Below are 1,601 nucleotides of genomic sequence, written 5' to 3' on the forward strand. Positions count from 1 at the left end.
TGGGCGTGTCCTCAGGATATCATACCGGCTGCAGTCAGCCACAGGAGCATGATGCAGGACCAGAGGTTCGGGAAGGGCAGGCAGGACGGGATTTGTGGCATCATCCCGGCGTGACAGGATGTTGAGAATGACATCAACGGAATGCATGCCATCTTCCAGGGCCTCCCGGCAGGCCTGGTCCACGGGGACTATCCTGAATTTTGTGCGGTGTGGTGATAAATTGCTCGAAGAGGAGCCCCCGCATGAGCATTGATAAAGACCTCCTGGACCGCCTGATGGAAGGACGTTCACCCGGCGACCTGTTTGGCAAGAACGGCATACTCTCGGAATTGACGAAGGCTCTGGCGGAGCGAGCGCTCAACACGGAGATGACTCTTCACCTTGATGAGGAACGCGCCGATGGTGCACCTGACGAGGGTAACCTGCCGCCCAATCGCAGAAACGGCAGGAGCCAGAAGACCGTGACCACGGAGAGCGGCAAGGTTGTTCTGGATATTCCCCGGGATCGGAATGGCACGTTTGACCCGATGCTGATCGCAAAGTATCAGCGTCGCTTTCCCGAGTTCGACCGCAAGATTATCAGCATGTATGCCCGGGGCATGACGACCCGCGAGATCCAGGGGCATATCGAGGAAATCTACGGCGTTGAGGCCTCCCCGAGCCTCATTTCCGCGATTACCGACGCGGTGATGGAGGAGGTCGCCGCCTGGCAGAACCGCCCGCTGGAACCGTGCTATCCGATCGTCTTCATGGACGCGATCCGGGTCAATATCCGCAGTGACGGAGCTGTCTCGAACAAGGCCGTCTTTGTGGCGCTCGCGATCCTGCCTGACGGCACACGGGACATTCTGGGGCTGTGGTTCCAGGAAAATGAAGGAGCCAAATTCTGGGCCAAGGTCCTCAGTGACCTGCGCAATCGGGGGGTGCAGGATATCCTGATCGCCGTCGTCGACGGGCTGAAGGGCTTTCCGCAGGCTATCGAAGCGGCTTTCCCCAGGACCCGCATTCAGACGTGCATCGTTCACCTGCTGCGTCATTCCATGAGCTTTGCCAGCTACAAGGACCGCAAGGCCGTCGCCACCGCTCTCAAGGCAATCTATACGGCAGTGGACGCCAGCGAGGCCGAGGCAGCCCTCGGCAGGTTTGAGGAAAGCGATCTGGCCAGACAATACCCGGCCATCGCACCCAGTTGGCGCAGGGCCTGGAATGAGGTCATTCCGTTCCTTGATTACCCCCCGGAAGTACGCAGACTGATTTACACAACGAATGCCATTGAGGCCCTGAACGCAAAGATCCGTCGTGCTGTGCGCACCCGTGGCCACTTCCCCAGTGACGAGGCCGCAGCAAAATTGATTTACCTGGCGCTCAATGCTACCTCCTCAGAGTGGAAGCGCTCAGTGAGCGAATGGTATGCTGTCAGATGCCAGCTCGCCATCATGTTCGATGATCGTTTCCCAATGGCCTGAAAAAGTGCCACCGCACAAAATTCTACACAGTCTCGGTCCACGCAGGTCAGGCCATGCTCGTTCACGGCAACCAGAAGACGTACGACCTGTCTGTCGCCACCTGGCCTGTCAGCCAGTCGCCTGCGGATCCGTTCA

General features: G+C 58.7%; 1 protein-coding gene and 1 pseudogene. One reads left to right on the plus strand and one right to left on the minus strand.

The features are described 5' to 3' along the window. A pseudogene (locus tag CFR76_RS18320) lies at positions 1 to 183 on the minus strand (IS21 family transposase); the annotation flags it as partial. Positions 184 to 242: 59 nt separating this feature from the next. Between CFR76_RS18320 and CFR76_RS17345 the strand changes: the two are divergent. Continuing rightward, positions 243 to 1,466, plus strand: a complete 1,224-nt coding sequence (locus CFR76_RS17345; protein ID WP_025440083.1) for an IS256 family transposase — start codon at positions 243 to 245, stop codon at positions 1,464 to 1,466. Positions 1,467 to 1,601 lie beyond the last annotated feature (135 nt).

This window comes from Komagataeibacter swingsii, from assembly GCF_003207895.1.
Classification (GTDB): Bacteria; Pseudomonadota; Alphaproteobacteria; order Acetobacterales; family Acetobacteraceae; genus Komagataeibacter; species Komagataeibacter swingsii.

Bases quoted from the DNA above. Each gene is read 5' to 3' on its own strand.
- CFR76_RS17345 (WP_025440083.1), top strand. From the start codon at position 243: ATGAGCATTGATAAAGACCTCCTGGACCGCCTGATGGAAGGACGTTCA.